This is a genomic window from Blautia sp. BCRC 81119, from assembly GCF_003184505.1.
Lineage (GTDB): Bacteria > Bacillota > Clostridia > Lachnospirales > Lachnospiraceae > Blautia_A > Blautia_A fusiformis.
The window spans coordinates 19,411-38,015 of the sequence record NZ_QJHD01000029.1; the positions used below are offsets into that span (position 1 = coordinate 19,411).

Here is an 18,605-nt window from a genome sequence, read left to right on the forward strand (position 1 = left end):
CTCTTTCTTATCTGTTGTTGTCTCTCGACAGTTTACATATTCGTTATATCAATTTCCGACAACGCCCTCCTTACGCCATCGGAAGAAAAAATTGTTATCTTTTATTCCTGGATACCAATTACTTGGCTGCAACGATACTGGATACGCTTACCACAAATGCTGGAACCTGACCCTCACTCTCGATGTGTGCCATCTCTTCCTTGATCGCCGGCTGATTACACAACGCTGTCTTCCAGTCTGCTTTGATAGAATCACCCTCGATACTGAGCAGTTCGAATGCTGACTTCGCCTCATCGATATGTCCATCCATAAGTTGATCAATCGCCTTCTGGTTCGAGAAAATCTGCGTTGCTGCAGTTGCATCCTCTTCATAAAACTTACGAATGATACCCATAGGGCTGTCTGCTGTATCGATATCACGGTTAATGGTTACGCCTGTTACGGTCTCAAGTGTTGCTTTCATTGAATTTCCTCCTCTTTCTTATCTGTTGTTGTCTCTCGACTACTTACATGTTTGTTATATCAAATACGGAAAAAGCTCTCATTTTGCTATCGGAAATAAAAGTTCTCAAAATACTCTTTTCTATGCTTTTTTGCAAATATCATCTCACACCACCTTATCGCCAGGGTAATACTTTATGCCAGACTGCTTCATACCACTGCTGTCATAAGCCTCAATACTGTCCATAGTTCCAGATACCTTGCCAGAATTACCGCAGTATGCACAGGTAAAGTGCCCCTTTCCGTCATAGCAGGTAACACGTCTACACTTACCACATCGAACGATATCCTTATTCCCACAGACAGGGCAGTGATACGTTCGTCCAACCTGAAGTCCGTTCGTCAGATTAATCTTTTTATATTCAGCTTTAGCACCATCTCTTGAACTATTCGCTACATCCACGTTGTAGTTTCGTTCTCCGCGAAGCATGGTGAGTTTTCCTTTCTCATGTCCCAAAAGGATATCAAAGGATTCTTTGGTTACGCTACATCTTGCCGGAATTCGTTCCTCTACCAGAGGCTCCTTTACTTTTTTGAAGATTTCCATCAATGTTCCCATTTACTTCACACTCCTTTGCTTTTCATAAGTTAATCATACTAAACTCTCTGATTTCACTCAGTTCGGTATCGGAAAGAATAGTTATCGATTTATACCAATCAACGATCTTCCTCTGATCGCTGATTGGTTTTTTTCGTTTGAGTTATCTCTTTATAGAATTCGTCATTGAAAGTGTCGAACCTCGTAGAGAATACAGGCCTCTGTCCACGGCGAAATACTACAATCTGTCCGACTGGAAGATATAAAATTTCATCTAGCGGCACATTGAGCTTCAGGCTAAGTGATCTCGCTGTCTCATAGTTATTCCCACCGAAAAACACATAACTATCGCAATTGTCTATGATTTCGATTGCCTCAGCTTCACCGTACATCCTTTTCAGCTGAGATTCTGACTGCAAAAGAATTCCGAGAAAAGCAATTCCTTTCGCTCTACAGATACTTAATTTCTCCGGCATTTCGCTCACCTTTGCGCCGGTGGCAAAGTCATCAAAGATGATATCCACAGGTATAGGCAACACTCCCGTTTCACTCTCATCAGCAATTGTGAATAACTCGGAAATTGCCTGTGATACAAAAATGTTGGCCAGGCCATGAAGTGCCTTTTTAACAGGACTTGTCGTAATAAAAAGAATGGATTTCTCGCTCGTAAACTTATTAAAATTAATGGACGGCTTGGTTCTCATACTGTTTCTAATGCTGGAAGTAAATGCTCTTAATGTTGGATTCATAGAAACGTAAATCGACTTTGCCGTTTTCGGAGCAGCTTCTTTGAAGGTCTTCCAGCATGTAATCGCATAACAATCAGGTGCCACCTTTTCGATTTTCCTAAATACAGGATCAAGTGAAGTTGTAATGCCGCATCCAGACTCCTCGATTTTCAAGCTAAAATGCAAGTCTAGTACATCCGCAAAAGTTGGTTCATCCTTGGTCATCAATGTTTCTCCAGTCTCTGCACCTAACAACTGCTCAGAACTATCGTCCCAGAAAGGATCTGCTGTACTATGCTCTTTACGCTCATTTGCCATTACAATGCTATGGCATAAATCAGAAATATCTTCCTCTGATTTGACGTATGCCAGGGGATCATAACAGCAATTCCCTTTTTCTGGATTTGAAAAGTCGAGATCATAAACCTTAAAACCCGCAGTCTTGTATAAAAGCATATATTTATCAGCCAAATCTCGCTTAGTAAGAATCACAATTTTATTATTTGGCTTTGTGACCCTCAGTGCTTCCATAAGAGCTGGTTCAACAAATGAAACTGTTTTCCCACTTCCTGTCCCCCCAACGATGAGTACATTTCGATTCAATCCAGTCTCCTTCGGATTGCCACTGTAAATGCAATTGTTTCCAAGAATCATTCTCTCTGTACTACTCATTAGCATTCCTCCAACAATTTTCCAAAATCCACAATTTCGTCTATCAAACCAAATTTCAGACTTTCTTCTGCGTCAAAGTAGTGATCATATCCTGTTGCTTTCTCCACAGCTTCTTCTGTCTGTCCAGTATGTTTTGCCAGAATCTGATTCATTTTACGTTTTGTTTCCAGCAGGGATTCAGCGATAGATTTGATCGACGAACTATTTCCTCCAACACAATTTCCAAGCAAAGGCTCATGAATCATTACTTCTCCGTGGGGAAGTATATATCGACGATTACCACAAGCAAGTAAAACTGCCCCCATAGAATAGGCTCTGCCAATACAAAATGTACGAATAGGCGCCTTACTCGCCTGAATAACATCGTAATATACCATTCCGGAATTAATGCAACCACCAGGTGTATTAATTAAAAGGTCAATCGATCTGCTCGAATCCTGCATATTTAAAATCATAATTTTTTTCACAAATTCACACGCAGATTCTGCATTGATTTCACCCTCAATGAATACTTTGCGATTAGACATGAGCTTTGCATCAGCTGAAACCTGAGAGATTCCATTAGAGCTCTTCTCAATAATATTCATTAAGCTGCACCTCCTTCCTGCTTTCCGTCAAATGGATTCACTTTGATTTCTTCAGAAGCTACATTAATATCCCCTTCAGACTCATCATCAGAGTCGTCTGTAATACCGAGTCGTGTTGCAAGATGAGCAATCATCGCTTCAATATCGGTTCCTTCCATATCTTCCCCAACAACCTCAGTACGCATGGACTTTTCTCCTTTCATTCTTTACAACATTTTTTAATCATTATTAACACGTCGGTGTTTCATCCCGTAAACCTTTAGCCGTTTTGCGGTCGCTGTCAGCTGAACTCTACGCCCCAGCCACCAGGCGGTACGTTCATCTCTGAAGTACAGGTATAGAATACAAAAATTTCAAAATATCTTCAGTTTCGTATCGGAAAAAAAGGTACAAAAAAAGAAGTCTACGATTTTTTTTGTAAACTTCTTTTAAAGGCACATATAAAATTGAAGTGAGCTAATGTACTGCTACACGAAAAGTAAGTAATAGTAGCACCTATTCAGCAAACATCCCTACCATTGTGTGACAGCTTGCTATTCAAAATCATCTTCGAATATGCAATTCAAATCAAAACCACTGGGAATATTGTTGCAGAAATCTGAAAGCAATACCTCCATATCCGGAACATACTTTCTGAACAACTGATCCAAATAATAGAGTGTATCTTCCAAATATTCGTTCTCGCCATCAATGCTGAAATGCATTGAATAGCTTCTATCCCTCTTTGACTTGATTTCTAGCAGAATATCAATCGGAATCTTTTCAGTAATATTCGTCGGAAGATGTTCTAATAACCAGAAGGCTTCACAATAAGCCTTCTATCAGTATGTAACCGATAACTAATTATTTGTTCGCTTCAATTTCCTTTTTATACGACTCAAGGACACGCAACGTCTCCTTAATCATTGGATCGTTGATGTCTAACGGCATTTCAAGTTCAACTGGTGTATAGCTATTCCAGTTGCGATCAAAAATACCATCTCCATAAAGATTTTTCTGGCAAAGAACAAAAATATCTTTCCCCATTCCTATTGCCATTCCAGTTTCTAACTGCAACCAAGCCGACGAGTACCTACGGTGCATCGCCTCGGACTCTTTCTCGGAACCTTCTTTATCTCTATAAAAATACGCATGACTGCGTTCAAGACCTAACACAATAATCCCATGACAGCCTTCAATGCAACGTCTTGCTTTCTCCATCGGATTTCTACGATCAAAATCAGTCATTACACAGCGAACCGGCTTTATTCCAATCTCTTTAAGCTTATTACAAAACTCTTCAATAAACTCCGATTGCTCGAATGTATGTGGAGTAATAGTACTAATAAACATAGGAAAGCTTGCTTCTTGCTGTGTGTTTACCACCTCGTCAGCGATATCTTTATTTTTACGAAAAATCGCCTTGCTTACTTTTGTTTTTAAATATCGTTCGATAATCAGATTGACATTTTTGTAAATATCATCTGCATCCGAGTCCAAATAATTGTTTTCCATACCGGTATCATGTACCAAACGATTTCTTTTCAGCCGGATTTCATCTGCCCGCCTCATAATATCCTCAATTGCCGTTGAGTCAGTAGATGTCAGTTCGAACCTTGACGATCCATTGTTCAATGTATTTCTCAATCGAGCAATCAAAGAGCTGATTTCCTCTGTGCTCACATTCACTTTAAGAAGAACTGTCAAAATGTCTTTTAATATCGATTCCACAAACACTGACGACCAAATAGACGCAGACAGCAATTCTCTATTTTCAAATGCTTTCAAACAATTTGAAAGATGAATCCATGTGATATCTTGAAAGTAGTCTCGTTTCTTTATTATTTCTTTATAAGTCATCTAAGATCACCTCACATCAGGCAATTTTTGAGTGCCTTTATCTTACTAAGCTTATGCTCTTTTGTATCAATAATCATTCCATCCTGAATAACTACATCCGCCTGTGCCGATACATCAGCATAACAAAGTTCCAAAATCTGTTCCCAGCTCTCTTTGTTCGGTTGAAAATCATCAATATCAATCTTTTTCAGAGTCTTTTCTATATGTTTCTGCATATTTTCTTTAGTAATCGGTACTAAATACATATTCTCACGATTATACTCTTCTTCTGGAAGAACCCAGGAAATAAAGTCATCATGATGCTTAATGTAAAAACATATTTCCTTTATATCAGCATCGGAATATCCCATTTCCTTCAAAATAGGGCATGCCACCTTTGCTGATTTCTGTGCATGGCCATAGAAAACCAATCTGCCTTGCTTCTCCATAGCAACAATTGGTTTTCCAATATCATGAAAGAAAGCTGCTACCCGCAGTAATGCAGGTGCAGTTTCCTTAATTCCTGCAACTGTATGCATGGTGTGTAAAAACAAATCGTAACAGTGATGTGGGTTTCGTTGATCAAAAGCAACCATTACAGCAGCAGTTTCTCCAATAAGAACTGATACCTCATCCTTCGTCTTTAATGACCAAAATAACAGCGGATTAATTAACGAATATTCAAACTGTTCTCTCATCATCTAGCTACACCAGCCTTCTCACCTTTGGACGATTCCTTTGCCGGACATTTTTTAATGTGTTCCATCTGGTCTCTCAATTTACTCTGAATAATAACTGACAATCTGTGATTTAAATCCACCAGATGAATGGCTGAACCTAAACTCAATAATCGAAGAGCCATCTCTTTGCCATCTTGCTTCTGATAAAAGATGGATAAATGATAGATTCCAGTTTCAGAAATGAATTCGCAGCATTTTTTCCAAGGAGAAAACTCTGATAATACACGATCTGCAAATCCTGGTTTATCTTCAAATTCAATCTCAACTTTATCCATTTGTTGTTCACGATATGCTTCATGGAAAGCTTTTGTTTCATCAGAATCAAATGTTTTGCCTATATCCTCAATAGATATACATTGTGATAGATTATAGACCTTCAATCCCTCTTTTCTTCTACATGACAGGAAATAGCCCTTAAAACAATTATCCCGCTTCGAATACTCAACCAATATTGGCTTATAATTACCGGAAACAACATTTTTCTTACTGGAAATATATTTTATTTTCACAATATGTTCGCTGCTAATGGCGTCAAGTAACGGAACCAACACGGTACTCTCTTTCCACTCTTTTTTTGGCGAGAATTTGTATCGATCATAATAGTTAACTACATCCATCGGAAATGGTCTTATATCAATTGCCATCTCTGCCAAAAGTAATTTTATAGAGATGATTTCTTTCTCACTCAGAAAATAATGAATTTTTTCATCTTCAACGATTGTCTTAATCCAGCGAATTTCTACTTCTGACAATGGAATGACATCACGATACATATCAACTTTGGATAATGTCTCATATTTAGATTTGTAAATTGTTGTTCTATTCAGGGTTTCTTTTAGCATGAACCCGCCATCTTTCAACAATTCAACAAAAGTCTTTCCCTCCCTGAAAGATATTCCCAACATTTCTGGACCACACTCATCCTGGTATTGATACATAACTGTCTTACACAATGATTCAAGTTCTTTTTCTGTGTATCCACCAGAATGACTACAAATTTCACAGAATATGGCAGCAAAAATATGATAATAGGCACTAAAAATTTCATTGAACAGTTTATCGTGTTCCGTAGCCTTTATACCATCACCCAGTAATGATAAAAACTTCTCATCTGTTCGCCATATCTCTCTTTCAACTTTCGAAGTCTCCGTCTCGTCTTCAAACTCTTTGTTAATTACCCGACCGACAATTTGTTTAATGTCCATCTCGACAGAAAAGCCTTCATCATCATATCCAGTACAGGAAATAACTCGAGAATAAAAACTTCTAACAAACGGAATAACCTCTTTTATATCAGCTACCACTACACCAAAATCAATATATCCGTCTTCTTCATTTACAACAATTGTTCCATTTCTGGATTCTCTATAAATCCGATTCAGAATATAGTAATCTGTGTCCTTGTTATAATTGATTCGCACATGAAGTTCACGGAATATAGAATTCAATCTATCAATGTTCCGTTCCTGCACTGATCCTGACGAAACTCCCCATGTGTACTCCATTAATAGTTTCGCCTTGTTAATACTTCTATCAATATCCACATTGATTTCTTCATCTGTAAAATATGTAGACATGCATTTTTTAACATCATGGTCGTGGTAATATTGAATGGATTCAATAAACTCTAGCCTTAAAGGCGCACAACTTCTTTTGAATGGTTCATAGTACATCAAATACTCTCTGCCATTTATAGAACTAATTCTTAATTCCAAAGGATAACAGAGAATGGTAGTTTCAATATCATCTCGTTTATATGATATCAAACACCATTCATTGCTCTCGATTGCAGCCATCAAATCAATAGCATTATAGTCATTTAGCGAATGCATATAGTATTCATGCTTAATTCTAATAGAACTGTTATCACTTGTTTTCATTCGGTCCAATAAAAAGGTACCTATCTCGCCAAACAAATATGTTTTAGAATAAAAATCCAAGGCATATCGAATGTGATCAGAAAATCTATCATCTGCTTTACATCCCGCTTCCAATAGTCGTTTAATTGTCAACTTTGAAAGATACCAGTTATGATCTCCCTGCTTGCTTTTAGAAAATTCTTCGACTGCTTTTACCAATTCATATTTCAAATATTCTTCATCTACCGGAGTGTTAATCTTATTAATACCATTCCGGAATTCATCAAGTAATTCCGAAGAAAAAATAAGTTTTGAGTTATTTTGATCACACTGAATCACTCCAATATTATAGGGACGCTGCAATCTGTTATTTACATTCTTGACAAGAGATTCTTTATCGATTTCTCCTGCGTTACAATCATCTTCGTCAAAAAAACTCTGTTCATAAAACCTTGCCAAATCAGAGCTTTTCATTCTGATAGTAGCAGCACGAATTACTATCTTTAGTTTACGAATCTGCTCATCCGAAAATCCAAAATCTTCTGCCTTTTCTACTAATAAATCTTCGTTACTATAATATCCTTGTAACTGTTCTTCGATTTCCTGTCCCACATGCATAGATTTTACTACTCGGATTACAAGTTTTTCTTGAATATTAACCTTGCTTTCAAATCTTGCTGCAGCAGAACCATAAATATTTAGCGTATCCGTTCCATCTTCTAATTGAAACAAACTGTTCAGTGCTGCCAATGTATGAAAGAAGTAATACATAAAAGCTGGACGATCTGTTCCACAAAACCGATAGACTCTATGAAACGGGTTTATGCTCATAGATTGCGAATCACAGGAAACAAAAGTTATATGTTTTCCTTCTTCTATTCCTTTTTTTGGATTTTTCCGTTTTTTTATCTCTGACCACTCCATGTAGTCGTTCAGGAAATCATTCAATCGCTTCCGATCACTGTCATATGTACCACGTGAAACTGAATACTCGCTTCTATCTTTGAAGCCATAGGTATAATAATCCCGTAGCATATTTTTAAAACTACTGTTGAATTTCTGATTCGTTATATATTCTAAATGTGTTGCCACGTTTTTCACCTACTTTCAACCCACTCTGCGTTATACTTTTGTCCGTTTTCGTCCCAACGCACAAGCTTTTCTCCTTAAGTGAAGGGTTACAGTCACTATACCCCTTCACCATATAGTTGTTTTGCAAAAACAATCTTACCCTAACGCTAACTCAATAAGTCTCATGAAGCCGTGTTTTTCCAGTAACATTTCGGTTATTGCGTTCTTTTGCTCCAGACTAATACGATGATCTTTGTTTCCATGAGCAGATGGATTTCGAATATCCTTCACTGCCATTATCATCTTTTTGTGTTCAACCCATTCATCCGTTTTCTTTCCTGTTACTTTCACCAACTTATCAATTGCCCACTTTTTATATAGTGGGAACACGAAGGAGCCTATTGTCAACCGTTGTTGCTGTGTAACTGGCAGAGTAATAATATCCTTCCATTTATACTTCTCATCCTTGTTTTCAGGTTTTCTCATATCCGTGTCAAGAGACTCAAAGCTATTTCCGTAAATACTGATATGGTATTCTTTTAACAAACTTTCAATCAGTTTGCAATACATAATAGTTACCGGGCTAAAATCTATCTTATCAATATCATCTCCAACAGCGCCTCTCATAAACAATTCATCTAATTGGTGTGCAAAGCCTAATGAGCGTAAGAAGAACTCCGGCAAATTATATTGCTCCATAAATTCTTCATACTCATCATCAGAGACTCCTAGAACCGCTGCATATGAACTAGAAATAGATGTATTATATCCAGAATTTATCGTTGCTTCTGCAAAGTCATCACCTGCACGAGGAGACTGTAGTGTTATTGACTCTAAGCTTTCCTCCATGTCCGCAACATAATTATCCATAGCTCTAGAAATACTATCCTCGGATACATCTACTTCTCCAGCATTATCTAGCAACTGAGGCAAGTAGTTACTTAATCGTGGTAATTCCTGAATGCCTTTTATAAGCACTGTACGATCATTCGCCGTAATTATTTCATTCAAAGTATTAGTAATACTTTGAATATTTACATGATTAATCGTAGTTTTACCATTAAAAATATTACCTGACTGAGATGTGCCAAGGAGGCTTTTTAGCGCCTCTTTATCCTTCGCATTTATTGCTAAGCCAGCTAAAAATTCATTCTGAACCTCTGGAGCAGCCTCTTTAAAATACTGACGAATATACTGTAAACTCATAGGATCCATTGACATTTCTTCATTGTCTTGTTTTCTTTCTGCCTGTAATTGGATTGAAACTTCATGTAATCTTACTTCTGTTGCCTGACTTCTAAAGAAATCAAAGTAGAACATTGTCGAAAAACCATATCTTTGCTTTTCTTCATTTACCTTCAAGATACCCCGAGCTATTAACACTTTTAAAGCAGACTCAATTGCGCTAGGTGACTTAACAGCGAAAAACTCTCTGATTCGTCTAATGGAAACATCAGATTTATTTCTATCATGAATAAGTTCATGTGCAATAAATATCAAATAAGGAATCTCTTCTTCAAGATTTTTGGTATTGTGCAAGACCAAAAGATTTCTAACAAGTCCAACTTCACTATTTAATAGTTCATAAGCAACTTGTGTAATATCAGAAGGATACAATTTTTCCCTTCTATTAAAGTCGCCTCGCATAATCTTGTTAAGTAGTTCGTTACCAAACAGTTTTCCACAAATTGCATTTCCACCAGTATATTGATATAGCAAATTCAATGCTTCTGGAGACCAAGGACTATTATTTTCTGAGATATCTCCCCATATGCTTGCATCTTCCATCATGGCTTTAAAATCTTTCGGACTTAACTGACCAATTGGCACATTATTATCAGCAGTTTTCTGAATAAATCCGCGCCAGTTTTCATCATTTTCACAGTTATACAGGCGCACAAGAGCATCCGAACCACAGAGCACAAGTTTAATGCTATTTTGATAGTTCATAATATCATTACAAATATTTGTAAACTCTACGGTATCTCCTCTCCATTTTTCAACAATTTGCTGGAATTCATCAAACAAATACCACACCTGACAATTGTTTTCCTCAAGAATCAGAGACACCCCAGCCAAAATATCTCGTACGCTTCCTTCAGCAGATATTATTTCCTCTATTTCTTTTCTTGCATTTTCGTTTAGCTTTTCACCTACAATGCTACATCTCATTCTACTTTTCAATTTAAGCGTAATATCAGAACCAAATGCAATTCTCAATGGACTAATAAATAAATATCTCAATAGCTCATATGCATTTTCAAACGATACGTTTTCATCGTCATAAATCATATTAACATTGTAATCATTTCCATGTCTATCATCTGCAATAGAAATAGCTACAATTCCTTTATTTTCATTTCTTGAATATTCCTCTATATATTCATTAGAAATGTAATTTACAAGTGATGATTTTCCAACTCTAGATGGTCCATATATAACTACCAATTGTTGCTCTAGATATTGTTGTATCAACTGCTTTTCTAATTCTCTTCCATATCCCTTTATTGTTTTGGAAAACGCAGGAACATTAGTTTCATACTTTGTAATACGTGAATACAATCTATCTTTCAGAACAAGCATATTGCCGACTTCTTTATAGACATATTTAACTTTAGAATCACATATAATCTTGTTCTCAACAATCACACGAAGAACTATAGTAAGCAAATCACCCGCTTTAATATTTGTAATAAGGCTGTTGTGTAATCTATAATACTGTCCACATACATCTCCCGGTCTTAGCTCAACAATATTAACAAACTTTGCACCTTCATAAGAGACCAATGCGCCTTCGTTTATTGCAACCAGAACATCTAGACTCGCTGAACTAGCTTCAGACGAGTTGTTAAAAGATACCGTTGAATTGCTGCCTTCTGCCTTATTCTCAACACAGAAAAAGACGCTAAAATCTTCTATTGTTTTATTAACAACCGATACAGATAAATTTGCACCGGCCTTCAAATTTTTTATTTTTTCATCTACAGAGCGAACAAATGCATATTCATAATCTGAACAATTTTGCTGCATATTCCATCTGTCACGCCAAGATACTAATTCAGTGAGTACCTGCATTTCCGATGTGCACTTATTTACGATATTTAAACACTCTTCCAAAGGAATACAAAATCTCTTAATAATATCCTCTGAGCAATTAATCGCCGGATGTCGAAGAATAGAAATAATCTTGTCCTTATTATCAACCCATCTATCAAATGCAACACCCGGTTTTTCCAAAACACTTTGTTCTGCTTCGCTCATTCGTTCCAATATTAAAGGATTAGATTTATTAATTTCATTTAAGAATTCAAAAACCTCAAACACATCTAATAGAATTTGCATTCTTGTGTCCATTGAAATTCCATCTTCTATGCAAATTAATAAACATCCATATTCAATTAACAACTCATTGTACGAAAGACGACTCTTATTTCCATTGGGCACTTTACTTTCAACTTGACGATATATATCAAACAAATCATCTGGTTTCTTCACAAAACTGAAGAGTTGTTTATACGAACTCAACTTAACAAGATTTTCCGTTTCAGCATTTAGAATAGCTTTATATGCAGATACTGCTTTTGAAATACCAATTTCATCCTTTGACAAAAACATATTTATAAATGATACTGCCTCTGCATCTTTTTCAATAGCAAGTGTCTGTAATGTACTATTATTTACCATAGAAAAATAATGCAATTTTCCAAGCAAATAACTGTCCAGATTCTTTACATCTTCCCTCCACTCCCTTGGCAAAGCATTCTTATCAAGTATGTAAGAAAAGGCTTCCGTAGCTTCCTCTTTCTTTCGTTCCAATGCATATCTCGCAGCCAGCAAGTAATAATAGACAGCCAGATCATCGTAGAAATGAAAAACAGGTAGCCAAAGCTTAATCTCTTCTATTTCAATTTTTCTTTTCTTTACATCACTCAGCAAATTAATAATAATCGTCTTTTTATAACTTGTTGCACTTAAAGCTAACATGAATAATTCCCAATGTTTTTTTAATTCCATTGGATAAGTTTGCAACGCATGCTTTAAATATATATAACTTTTTTGAGCCTGACCTTGGTGATTCAATCTACATATTCCATTAATCAGTTTTTTTACATCCACAAACTCTTCTTCCGATTTTAGCTTAATTGCCTGAAGCTCTTGAAGTATAGAATAAGCTTTTGACGCACAAATACTAAAGCTAGAAAGATCAGCAACCTTGTATTCATCATTAATAAATCGATCAATAATTTGAATATTAAAATCTCTATAATTAGTTTGATCTTCAATATTACTTATAAGCTCTAGTGCTCTTAAATCATAATCGTTTGCATTACAAATAAACTGCTCCCAATTATTGGAAAGCAATCCCACCAAAAAGATAACTTTATGGAACTCCGTTTCTGTATCTATATTCCAAAACTCAATAATAGATTTCTTGATTGCCTCATAATCAGAATAGACTGAATTAAGATGCTTATTGTGGCTCATCATAGAAACAACTTGATCTTCGCTGTTGTTGCTTGCATTTCCTTCTAACAGAAATTCAGAAATAAAAATTCTAACATAACGATTTTTGACAAAGACTGCATCATTATACATGTTTTCATCTCTATTCAATTGTTTTTGATAAAGCAAACTAACTAATTCAAGATAATCCTTCAGTTTTGTATCGTTTCTCCAATCATTTATAACTTGAGGAGCATTTTCCGCTTCACTGCGGTAATTTGGAGAATACTGTATTTTCAGCATTTCCTTTATCAGCTTACTTCTATAAATAGCATCTGTTCTATTTCGGGCATACTCTACGTCAATTTCAGGATAGTTTTTTATACAACGCAAATAATCCCTTTTAAACTGAGCGTTCTCTATCCCAGTTAGGGAGTCATCATTCAAATCATCTGAACAACACCATGCCAGCATCTTCAAAATCTCATTCTCTACACTTGAACAATTCCAATATTCAGAGTTAACAACAGCCTGTATTTCTTCTTTGTAACGATTCTGTTCCAACAGAATTGCAAAAGTTGATAAAATAAACGACTTGTTTCTGCCACTAGCTTCAAATGAGATATACTTATCAAATTCAGGTTCAAGATCTACTGAGCACTCTCTCAATAATGCAGCGGCAATTTTTAAATATACAATCTCTCGTGTTTCACAATAACAATCCAAGCATGTAGTATAAAATCCCTGATAATCTTGTTTATCATTTCTAATAGAATTAAGTTCAAAATCATCATTTGAAAAAATATGATTTTTGCACACTGCAGTATCATAAAACAAATTCCAAAATGTAATCGGAGCTTTGCCTATCATACTTTGCGTGAGGCGCAAAAAATTGACCGGATATTTGCCATTTAATAAGCCTTTCCATAAACTAATATAGAAATCTGCAAATCCTTTTGTTGCATTTGGATGCTTTACCAGACCAATCATTATTCTTTCAATCGAATCAATTCCATATCGTCCAATATAACTAGCTATTATTGAAAATCTCAGATTATCTTGATGGTCATTGTTATCCGTTCTCAGAGCCATTTTCACTAATTGTTCCCAACAATCGTCTTTATCCCCGCTTGTAATCATACTTTGGATTATAGTATCAAATGTACGTGGTTTGAGATTATATTTATTAGATCCCATAGGAATTCTCATAATATCCCGAGCCCATTCAATAAAATCATCAAATTCGCTACTGTCGTACACTCTTAGTGCTCTTTTCACAACCTCGTAATGGTTGGACCACATTTTTGCAAGTTCAACATTATAGTTTTTGTAAGCTAAAATTCGAGTATCTTCTATGAGCTTTCTATGAGCATCGAGATAAAAGGCTCTAAAAGGTGCTAACAAATAAGCGACTTTGAGCCATTCTTTTTTATAACAATACAAAGCAATTAATGCACTTATAGCATTATGATCTGTAAATGCCAGACCGTTCCGCAGCGCTGCTTCTGCAACATTTATCGGAATACTCGTCTCAAAAATGTGGAAAGCGTCTTCTGAAACATTAAATGCTTTAAAGTTTTCACATAAAACCAATCTTAATAAAGAAAGTTTCTTATCCGTACTCAAATTCGATTTTTGAACATATGCAATTGCATCTACAAAATTTCGTGAACTACAGAGAGACAAAACATATGTTTCCCCATTCGTAACGTTGTTTGTATCACTATGTTTTATGATCCATTGTGTAATAAACTGCAAACCAAGTTTTTCACAGTTTTCAACGAAATTATCCAATTCATCCGTGTCTGAGAACTCTTCAACAATATCTGCTACATACTCTTCACAATACAGATCTTCAAGCTTTATTCTTGTCTCAGGATCTAATCTAAATAAAGCAATAGCTCCAGCACAGTTTATATCTTCTGAAAAGTGTTCCATAACTTCGTTTTGCATCAAAGCATGTAATTCCTGCCATGCTTTTTCATTCTCTTCACTTATTCCATCCTTAAGTAGTGATAAATAAAGATAATTTACCCACGGGAACGCCTTTTTATATCGCTTGGTTTGTTCGCAAATTTGTATAAATGCATTTCTCAGAATCAATTCTTTCTCTTTGCTGCCAAAAAGAGGGCATGCAGGATTATAGATTATCTCCGTGTAATAATTCTCCGGATATTCCCAGTAAACGGACGCCAGAACTCTGAACAGAGTTTGATCAATCCCCGTCCTTGAATATTTCCACCAATAGTAGTTCGTAATTTTCTCTGATATTTGCTCTCCAATTCCTGAATGATACCATGACATGATAGCAATGTCGTTCGGGCAAATACTTTCTTTTAGAAACTCTACTAATGTTTGACATTCCGGAATCATTGTTTCTCCAAAATATCCAATAGCACAAGTAAGTGTATTAATGTCGTTTAAATCCAAACATCTCCCAATAATTTTTCTCTGCAAACGCTCTGTCACATTAACGCGACCAAAAGATTGATTTATTTTTAGGAGGTAAATCAAATGGTCAATTCTAGAGTACTTTGAAGCTTCTTCAATATATAAATCTATACATTTTTCATGCTTAGTTATTATTAACCATAAACATGTTGCATAAACTGCTATTTCATTCTGTGCGGTCCAAAAACGTTCAATGATAGCATTCCAATAAAGATTTAAATTCTTTTTTCCATTGTGAATATCCGCAAAGACACGCTTATACTCTTCTAATGGCATTGGTTCTATAGCGCTCTCAGCACCTAACCGCATAAGCACATCATTATCCTTGAATTGTTTTAAATCGGCAATCGTTTCCGTTTCAACAAGTAACCTCTGGTATTGATTCAAACTAATATGATTGATATCTTCACCTAAATATCCTCCTATTGCTTTAAGTAGAATTTCAATTCCATCTGCTCCAAAATCCCGTGGACCATATTTTAAAATTGCTTCATGCCGCAATATGTCTTCATATGTACCTTTCAACAGCATATTTTTCATCGACAAAAGAATTTTTTGAATTTCTGCCTCTTTTTGTCCCGGTGTTTCTTCCTCATAATTATCGCTTTTAAGCACAATAATACTTGAACAATTCTTATCATTGATAACAACATTCTTTTTCATCTCAAATGTATTCCCATAATAATTTGAGATAAACTCTTCAATACTGTTAGCAAACTGCTTGTAATCGTCTATCCCCAAAGAGTCTAATACTTTCGGCATTTCAGAACCCAAAATAAAACTTTCTGACGATATAATATTTCTTAATCCATTTTTAACTTTTTCCTTTAATGTTTCATCAAATAATATTGGTTCACTTTTAGGAAGTTCTGATTTCTTTTCATCAACCTCAGTGAATTCATCCGCGCTCTCAATAAGAACATATATTTTCGGATATCTTTTGCCGTTAATAAATACTGTCTTTTTAGGCACAAACATATTCGGCATATAATACTCAATAAATTCATCAATAGTGGCAGCATATTCCTTATACTGTAAAATTCCAAGATTTCTAAGCAAATTAGGCACCTTTGCAGCTTGAATAAAGCCATTTACTGATATTTCATTTAAAAAGTTTTCTTTCAATGCAATTACAGTTTCTTCATCAAGTACTTTCGCATTGTTTAAATTTGACATCAAAACAGCCGGATAGGTTCTGTCATTAATCGTATACTTTTTCTTAATTGCAAATTCCTTTTTATAGTACTTGCCAAAAAAATCAGATAAAGAACTCGCATATTTTTTATAGTCAATTCCTTTATCCAACAAAAGTCCTGAAATCACTGATGCATCCAAATAAGAATCCTTTCCCATGGAAGAAACTATCAGTTTCAAAACAGTTTCACGTATATCTTCTTCCAAGACAACATATTCTATATCTATCGTCTCTAGCTTTACGTTGACCGCTTTTGTTCGACCACCTTTCCAAGGAATAACATCAAATTCCACCTTAGCTCCAACCTTTAAAAAAGTCCCCTTTTGCAGACTAGTAGTATCGTAATAATAATTTCCGTCACCGGTTTTAATAAAGCCATATACACCCTTTGGATTTTTTATAACAGACAAAACTTTTCCTCTCATATGCATCCTCACCCTTCTAACCATTTCAACAAATTATCATTCATCTTCTTTGGGGATACTTTAGAAGAATCATGCTTTATAGATGCCTCTCCCGTATTAACCGGAACATATCCAGTTGCAGAAAGAATACTTGTTCCCCCTTGAATCACAAAATCATCAACCGTTTGTTCTGTTAAATTTTTCTTCCCACTATCATTGTAAATAAGATCTATCTTAGTGTATCCTTCTTTTTCCGCTTTTTCGTATCCACCGATAATTAATGTTTCAAAAGCTTCTCTAACCCTTACATTTATTGGATGCACCATATCTTTAAATGTCCCAACTTTTGTCTGTTTACTGGGCATAGCCAAAAAGGATTTTCCATCCGCTTCTAAAACCTTTATATCATGAATAACAACCATATTGTCCAAGTTTATGGATGCAACGCCTCGCATTTTTGTTCCTGAATTTTCTATTCTTCTAATTTGAATAGCAGTGATTAACATTTGTTACCATCCCTTCATCTTTATTATTTTCTTCATGTATTTGGTCCTATTTATTTGTTATTAATAGTAAATTTAACGCCTCACGATCATAATATATCAAGTGAAACTACCGTCTTTCACATTAAACCTATTCTTATTCATACTACTTACTATACTTTATATTATCGTTCGTCATTAGCTTGTTCTTCCTCATCTGGAATAACTTCTACTATATCTTCAATATCGCAATTTGGAACATCGCATATCTCCACCATAACATACACATGAATCTCTTCATCTTTCCAAATTTTGCAAAAACATTTGTGGTAATACCAGATACCTGCGCAGCTTATCTTTTGACATATCTTTATCTATTAGCAGGTTTCAAAGTTTATTATATGATACTCTTTTTTCTTCTACATAAATTTCCAAACATCAACTAATAGCAACAATATCTCTAAGTCATATTGTATCACTACCTCACGCCAATAACAATTTTTAATTATCAATTATCTTAGTAGATATGTATTTGACCTTGGATTTATGAAATAGAAAAAATGATAAGTTCTTCTGTCGGAGTGTCGCAGAAATCGATTACTGCAATTATCTTGAAAGTTGCTCTTGGAAATACTTCCTTACACTTTTCAGTTTCAATAAAACAATTTATATCATTCAATGTAAAATTCATCTTTAGTTCTCCTAAGCAATTGCTACATTTTCGATAGAGTCAATGCTGACAAGTACTTTCCACTTCTCAGTAGCCTTCTTTAATACAGTACACAACACAGTTGTTCCAGGATTTAATCCTCCAAAGTGAGCAAAAGCCTCTTGACCATCTTCTAAGGCAAGGAATATGCCTTTACTACATCCACCTGTTACGGTACCTCTAACACCATCACGAATATTAGTACCTTCTTCTTCATAATCCCAATTCCACATAACATATACCTCCCTGTTTTTCACTGATATGGTGATTCATATTCTTCAACTCAAGCAATCTTTCACATTCACAGAAGCAATACTTATAAGCATTTCAGGTAATAAAATATTTATAGTAGTCTTCCCTTTCCATAAAGAGTAACTTTTTCTCTTATCGCCTAAGCAAAGAATATC

The 18,605-nt window shown here is 35.4% G+C and carries 12 protein-coding genes; all 12 read right to left on the bottom strand.

From position 1 onward, the window contains the following. Positions 1 to 118 precede the first annotated feature (118 nt). Positions 119 to 463 (bottom strand): hypothetical protein, encoded by a 345-nt coding sequence (locus DMI82_RS15830; RefSeq protein WP_110103879.1) that lies wholly within the window; start codon positions 461 to 463, stop codon positions 119 to 121. 144 nt (positions 464 to 607) lie between these two features. Then, entirely contained in the window at positions 608 to 1,060 is a 453-nt protein-coding gene (locus DMI82_RS15835; protein ID WP_110103881.1) for a TerY-C metal binding domain-containing protein, read from the bottom strand. 98 nt (positions 1,061 to 1,158) lie between these two features. Continuing rightward, on the bottom strand, positions 1,159 to 2,439 hold the full coding sequence (locus DMI82_RS15840; RefSeq protein ID WP_158526493.1) for a type IV secretory system conjugative DNA transfer family protein: 1,281 nt from the start codon (positions 2,437 to 2,439) through the stop codon (positions 1,159 to 1,161). Beyond that, entirely contained in the window at positions 2,439 to 3,026 is a 588-nt protein-coding gene (locus DMI82_RS15845; protein ID WP_110103884.1) for a ClpP family protease, read from the bottom strand. The genes DMI82_RS15840 and DMI82_RS15845 overlap by 1 nt, the downstream gene beginning before the upstream one ends. Beyond that, the gene (locus tag DMI82_RS15850) at positions 3,026 to 3,211 is read right to left on the bottom strand and encodes a hypothetical protein (RefSeq protein ID WP_110103885.1); all 186 of its coding nucleotides are present in this window, start codon (positions 3,209 to 3,211) and stop codon (positions 3,026 to 3,028) included. The genes DMI82_RS15845 and DMI82_RS15850 overlap by 1 nt, the downstream gene beginning before the upstream one ends. Positions 3,212 to 3,869: 658 nt before the next feature. Beyond that, on the bottom strand, positions 3,870 to 4,865 hold the full coding sequence (locus tag DMI82_RS15855) for a hypothetical protein (RefSeq protein WP_110103887.1): 996 nt from the start codon (positions 4,863 to 4,865) through the stop codon (positions 3,870 to 3,872). 11 nt (positions 4,866 to 4,876) lie between these two features. After that, on the bottom strand, positions 4,877 to 5,545 hold the full coding sequence (locus DMI82_RS15860; protein ID WP_110103888.1) for an HD domain-containing protein: 669 nt from the start codon (positions 5,543 to 5,545) through the stop codon (positions 4,877 to 4,879). Next, complete coding sequence (locus DMI82_RS15865; protein ID WP_110103890.1) at positions 5,542 to 8,535, bottom strand: WYL domain-containing protein; 2,994 nt, start codon at positions 8,533 to 8,535, stop codon at positions 5,542 to 5,544. Before DMI82_RS15865 ends, DMI82_RS15860 begins: the two co-directional genes overlap by 4 nt. 135 nt (positions 8,536 to 8,670) lie before the next feature. Further along, positions 8,671 to 17,028: a hypothetical protein gene (locus DMI82_RS15870; protein WP_146207176.1), complete on the bottom strand. Its 8,358-nt coding sequence runs from the start codon at positions 17,026 to 17,028 to the stop codon at positions 8,671 to 8,673. Positions 17,029 to 17,036: 8 nt separating this feature from the next. Next, a complete protein-coding gene (locus tag DMI82_RS15875) occupies positions 17,037 to 17,513 on the bottom strand; it encodes a SpoVG family protein (protein ID WP_110103892.1) in 477 nt (158 codons plus the stop codon). A gap of 520 nt (positions 17,514 to 18,033) precedes the next feature. Then, positions 18,034 to 18,180, bottom strand: coding sequence for a hypothetical protein (locus DMI82_RS19905; RefSeq protein WP_158526494.1), 147 nt, complete (start codon positions 18,178 to 18,180; stop codon positions 18,034 to 18,036). 11 nt (positions 18,181 to 18,191) lie between these two features. Beyond that, positions 18,192 to 18,431 (bottom strand): hypothetical protein, encoded by a 240-nt coding sequence (locus DMI82_RS15880; protein ID WP_110103894.1) that lies wholly within the window; start codon positions 18,429 to 18,431, stop codon positions 18,192 to 18,194. Positions 18,432 to 18,605 lie beyond the last annotated feature (174 nt).